Annotated in this window: 4 protein-coding genes and 2 pseudogenes; 4 read left to right on the top strand and 2 right to left on the bottom strand. The window is 56.1% G+C overall.

The features are described 5' to 3' along the window. The 3 genes and pseudogenes from HMPREF1024_RS09970 to HMPREF1024_RS09980 form a co-directional block, all read left to right on the top strand. Positions 1-255: pseudogene (locus HMPREF1024_RS09970) on the top strand (MFS transporter); the annotation flags it as partial. 263 nt (positions 256-518) lie between these two features. After that, the gene (locus HMPREF1024_RS09975; RefSeq protein WP_009308918.1) at positions 519-1,982 is read left to right on the top strand and encodes a mannitol dehydrogenase family protein; all 1,464 of its coding nucleotides are present in this window, start codon (positions 519-521) and stop codon (positions 1,980-1,982) included. A gap of 264 nt (positions 1,983-2,246) precedes the next feature. Continuing rightward, the gene (locus HMPREF1024_RS09980) at positions 2,247-2,678 is read left to right on the top strand and encodes a universal stress protein (RefSeq protein WP_004183938.1); all 432 of its coding nucleotides are present in this window, start codon (positions 2,247-2,249) and stop codon (positions 2,676-2,678) included. Between the two features lie 50 nt (positions 2,679-2,728). Here HMPREF1024_RS09980 and HMPREF1024_RS09985 read toward each other — a convergent pair whose 3' ends face one another. Both HMPREF1024_RS09985 and ydfG read right to left on the bottom strand, forming a co-directional pair. Further along, a complete protein-coding gene (locus HMPREF1024_RS09985; RefSeq protein ID WP_002903730.1) occupies positions 2,729-3,415 on the bottom strand; it encodes a GntR family transcriptional regulator in 687 nt (228 codons plus the stop codon). Positions 3,416-3,506: 91 nt separating this feature from the next. Continuing rightward, entirely contained in the window at positions 3,507-4,256 is a 750-nt protein-coding gene (gene ydfG, locus HMPREF1024_RS09990) for a bifunctional NADP-dependent 3-hydroxy acid dehydrogenase/3-hydroxypropionate dehydrogenase YdfG (protein WP_009308917.1), read from the bottom strand. Positions 4,257-4,386: 130 nt separating this feature from the next. On the opposite strand from ydfG, the pseudogene HMPREF1024_RS09995 reads away from it, so the two are divergent. Then, a pseudogene (locus tag HMPREF1024_RS09995) lies at positions 4,387-4,887 on the top strand (dipeptidyl carboxypeptidase II); the annotation flags it as partial.

The raw sequence follows: 4,887 nt of genomic DNA, 5'->3' as shown, positions 1-4,887 counted from the left end.
GCGCTGTTTTGCGTTCATTTTGCCGGGACGTCCGCCTGGGGGCTGGTGCAGGTAATGGTGGCGGAGCATAAAGTGGCTTCGGTGGCGGCGATCCAGAACTTCGGCAGCTTTGTGTTTGCCTCTTTCGCGCCGATCGTGACCGGCTGGGTAGTGGATACGACTCACTCTTTCAATCTGGCGCTGGTGATCGCCGCCGGGGTGACCTTTGCCGGGGCGCTGTGCTACTTCTTTATCGTCAAAACTCGCATCGATTAGCAACGCTCGGCGATTCGTCAACAGCAGGCCCGCAGGGACGCGCGGCCGCCATGTTCTTCTCCTTCCGTTACCTGCGCTATCCTGTCACTGCGGCGATTGCAGCCATGTGCCCTGTGCTTTATCAGGCGAGATCTTCTTGTATGGTAGTTGACAGAAATCAAAGATGTTATACCAATTGCGTGAGATGGTTGAGGCACAAAGGCATTCTCCTCGAGAGTTCTCCCCGAGAATGGTTGATGGGCTACATAACAACGAGAGTCATCATGGAAAACACCCTCTTAACCGCTAACGCCACGCTGCCGACCTACGATCGCAGCGCACTGATCCCCCGTATCGTTCATCTTGGTTTTGGCGCGTTTCATCGCGCTCATCAGGCTGTGTATGCCGATATACTGGCCAGCGAGCACGGCAGCGACTGGGGCTACACCGAAGTTAATCTGATTGGCGGCGAGCAGCAGATCGCCGATCTCCAGCAGCAGGATCTGCTGTATACCGTCGCCGAAATGTCCGCCGACGCCTGGACCGCGCGCGTGGTTGGTGTGGTGAAGAAGGCGCTGCACGCCGGGGTTGATGGTCTCGAAGCGGTGCTGGCGGCGATGTGTCAGCCACAGGTGGCCATTGTCTCCCTGACGATTACTGAGAAAGGCTATTGCCATTCGCCAGCCAGCGGCGAACTGCAGCTCGATCACCCGCTGATCGCCGCCGATTTGCATAACCCGCACCAGCCAAAATCGGCGGCGGGGGTAGTGGTGGAGGCCTTATCTCGCCGCCGGGCGGCCGGCCTGCCTGCTTTTACCGTGATGTCCTGCGATAACATGCCGGAAAATGGTCACGTGATGCGCAACGTCGTCTGCGCCTACGCCCGGGCTTTAGACGAGGATCTTGCCGCATGGATAGAGCAGAATGTCACCTTTCCGTCGACCATGGTGGACCGGATTGTCCCGGCGGTGACTGCCGAAACCCTCGATAAAATTACCCAGCTGACCGGGGTTCGCGACCCGGCCGGGGTGGCCTGCGAACCTTTCCGTCAGTGGGTGATTGAGGATAACTTTGTTGCCGGACGTCCGCAGTGGGAGAAAGCGGGAGCGGAACTGGTCGCCGACGTGGTGCCTTTCGAAGAGATGAAGCTGAGAATGCTCAATGGTAGCCATTCGTTCCTCGCTTATCTCGGCTATCTGGCCGGTTATCAGCATATCAACGACTGTATGCAGGACGATAACTACCGTCGCGCGGCGCTGTCGTTGATGCTGGACGAACAGGCACCAACGCTGAAGGTGCAGGGGGTGGATCTGTCACGCTATGCCAGTTTGCTGATTGACCGTTACTGCAATCCGGCGCTGAAGCACCGCACCTGGCAGATAGCCATGGACGGCAGCCAGAAGTTGCCCCAGCGCATGCTGGACTCAATACGCTGGCATCTGGTGCATCAGCGTGATTTTACACTGCTGGCGCTGGGCGTGGCAGGGTGGATGCGCTACGTTGGCGGCGTTGACGATGCGGGCCAGGCAATCGAGATATGCGACCCGTTGTTGCCGGTTATCCAGCAAGCGGTGGCTGCCAGCGCCGATGGCGAAGCGCGAGTCAAAGCGCTGCTGGGTATTGAGGCGATTTTCGGCGTCGAACTGCCGCAGGAGTTACGCTTTGTCACGGCGGTGACCCGCGCCTACTTAGCGCTGCAGCGGCAGGGGGCTAAAGCTACCGTCGCCGCGTGGGCCGCCGCGCAATAATCTTTTTCCGGTGTCGGTCCCGGGGTCGACACCGGCTCTTCAGTTATTTCTACGATACTCCGCTGATGTCTATTTTTTGCTAGCGATCGGTTTTAGCAGACGCAGAATATGATCGAACGCAATGTCTATACATAACTCTATATTTCCCTGATTTACTAAAGATAATTAGCTGTTATTTTTCCGAACAATGACTGGTATTTCACCGCAATAATGGCATATTTAAGTTATTGAAAAAGAACTTTCTCTGCAAAAGGAGTACGGGCCATGTATAAAAAAATTTTATTGCCTGTTGATGTCTTTGAAATGGATTTAAGCGATAAAGCGGTGCGTCACGCGGAATTTCTCGCTTCGGCCGAAAATGGCGAGATCACCTTGCTCAACGTTCTGCCGAACAGCAGCCGTTCGCTATTGCGCGGTTTTACGGCGGATATTCGTAAGTTTGAAGCCTATATGAAAGAAGAGTCGGAGAAAAAAATGCGCGAGGTGGCGCGACTGTTCGCCATCCCCATGACGCGGATCCATACCCGCGTAGTCTTTGGCAACGTGCGTGACGAAATTCTGGCTCTCAGTAACAACGAAGAGTTCGATGTCATTGTGATTGGTTCCCGCAAACCGGGGATCTCCACCCATCTGCTGGGCTCCAACGCCGAGTCAATTCTGCGCTACGCCAAAACGCCGGTATTGGTCGTTAGATAATCCCTTCAATGACGACGGCTGCGTCGGCCATGCCGGCAGCCGTCTGGCTCTTATTCTTCACTAAACCAGTCGCGGTTCTCCTGGCGAATCAGCAGTACGGATTCGCTGATTTCATGCAAATGGATACTCATGGCTTTTTCTACCGCCTCGGCATCGCGTTTTTCCAGCGCGGTGAAAATCTCATGATGCTGGCGCAGAAGCATCTCAGGAGAGGTGACATGGTCCAGACTCATATAGCGGACGCGATCGATGGCGGCTTTAATATTTTCCACTGTCTCCCAGGCCAGCTGACAGTCGGCAATAATCGACAGCTTCTGGTGAAATTCATCATCGAGCAGGAAAAAGTCGTTTAACTGCTGCCGATCAACGGCAATACGCTGCTGGTGAAGATTCTGTTCCAGCTGATAAAGTTGCTCTTCGTTAATCATGCCGGCGGCACGGCGAACCACCGCGCACTCGATCGCCTGGCGGACGAAGCAACCATTACGCACCTGCGACAATGAGATTTTATTGACGTAGCTACCGCGCTGGGGACGAATCTGGATAAGTCCGTTTTCCGCCAGCTTAATGAAGGCTTCGCGCACCGGCTGACGAGACACCGCAAAACGCACGGAGACTTCTTTCTCCGACAGCGGTGTACCAGGCGGGATCAGGCAGTGAACGATATCCCGGCGGAGGATGCGATAAATTTGCTGATTGACGGGTTGCGTCGGATTCAGTTGCGATTCTGCGGCCATTGATGGTTACTTTTTAGGGGGTTATGCGCACTATTTTACGCGTTTTTTGCGTTTCCGCCCATACCCGGCCCGCAGGCCGGGTGGCTGACGGTTAGCCCTGACGGTGAACGCTGAGTCCGGCAAAGCTCTGACTCACCGGCATCATCTCCAGGGTGTTGATGTTGACATGTTTCGGCAGGGTGGCGACCCACCAGACCGCCTCGGTCACATCTTCCGGCGTTAGCGCTTGGGTATTTTCGTAAGCTTTTTCGGCTTTAGCGTCATCGCCCTTAAAGCGGACGTTAGAAAACTCGGTGCCGCCCACCAGACCCGGCTCGATGTCGGTCACGCGCACCGCGGTGCCGTGCAGGTCGGTACGAAGATTGAGGCTAAACTGACGGACAAAGGCTTTGGTCGCCCCATAGACGTTTCCGCCGGCGTAAGGCCAGCTGCCTGCCGTAGAGCCGATATTGATGATATGGCCGCGATTGCGCTCCACCATCCCCGGCAGCACGGCGCGGGTCATGTACACCAGCCCTTTATTATTGGTGTCGATCATATCTTCCCAGTCTTCCACACTGGCGCGGTGCGACGGCTCCAGACCAAGCGCCAGGCCGGCGTTGTTCACCAGCACATCGATAGCCTGCCACTCGGCCGGCAGGTCAGCAATCAGCGTCTCAATGGCGGCGCGGTTGCGGACGTCAAGTTGCGCGATATAAAGATTATCGCCCAGCTCGTCTTTCAGCGTCTTCAGGCGCTCTTCACGACGACCGGTGGCAATCACTTTATGACCGTTAGCGATAAAACGGCGAGTAATACTTTCACCAAAACCGGCGGTGGCGCCGGTGACCATGATAATCATCTTACTGTTCCTCAACGCTTTTTGTGTTTTCATACCATAGCACGCACAGGCGGCGACCGGTAACGGAAATCATTGCGACCCCTTAAGGAGAGGCCTAATCTTACAGCATTAGCCTGTACAGGAGAGAAAGATGTCCGAACGAAACCCCTTTTTTAGCGTCAGTACGTTGCCTTACCAGGCGCCGCCGTTCGATGTGATTGACGACAGCCACTATCGCCCGGCGTTTGATGAGGGCGTCCGGCAGCAGCGGGCCGAAATTCGCGCTATTATCGACAATCCGCAGCCGGCCAGTTTCGCCAACACGCTCGAGGCGCTGGAGCAGAGTGGTCAGCTGCTGGCGCGGGTGACGCGGGTCTTTTTCGCCATGGCTGGCGCCCATACCAATCCTTATATTCAATCACTGGATGAACAATTTTCCGCCGAACTCGCCGAGCTGGGGAATGACATCTGGCTTAATGCGGCCTTGTTTCAGCGCGTGAACAGCGTCTACGAGCAGCGCGACGCGCTGGCGCTGGACAGCGAGTCCTATCGTCTCCTGACCCTGACGTGGCAACGTTTTGTTCACGCCGGGGCGACGCTGGCTCCCGAGCAGCAGGCGGCGCTGCGCACACTGAACACCGAAGCGGCTACG

Source organism: Klebsiella sp. 4_1_44FAA (assembly GCF_000238715.1).
Lineage (GTDB): Bacteria > Pseudomonadota > Gammaproteobacteria > Enterobacterales > Enterobacteriaceae > Klebsiella > Klebsiella pneumoniae.
The sequence above is the reverse complement of the archived record's forward strand: the minus strand, read 5'-3'. Positions and strand labels throughout refer to the sequence as shown.

Coding starts and splice junctions, on each gene's coding strand:
- HMPREF1024_RS09975 (WP_009308918.1), top strand. CDS start 519: ATGGAAAACACCCTCTTAACCGCTAACGCCACGCTGCCGACCTACGAT.
- HMPREF1024_RS09980 (WP_004183938.1), top strand. CDS start 2,247: ATGTATAAAAAAATTTTATTGCCTGTTGATGTCTTTGAAATGGATTTA.
- HMPREF1024_RS09985 (WP_002903730.1), bottom strand. CDS start 3,415: ATGGCCGCAGAATCGCAACTGAATCCGACGCAACCCGTCAATCAGCAA.
- ydfG (WP_009308917.1), bottom strand. CDS start 4,256: ATGATTATCATGGTCACCGGCGCCACCGCCGGTTTTGGTGAAAGTATT.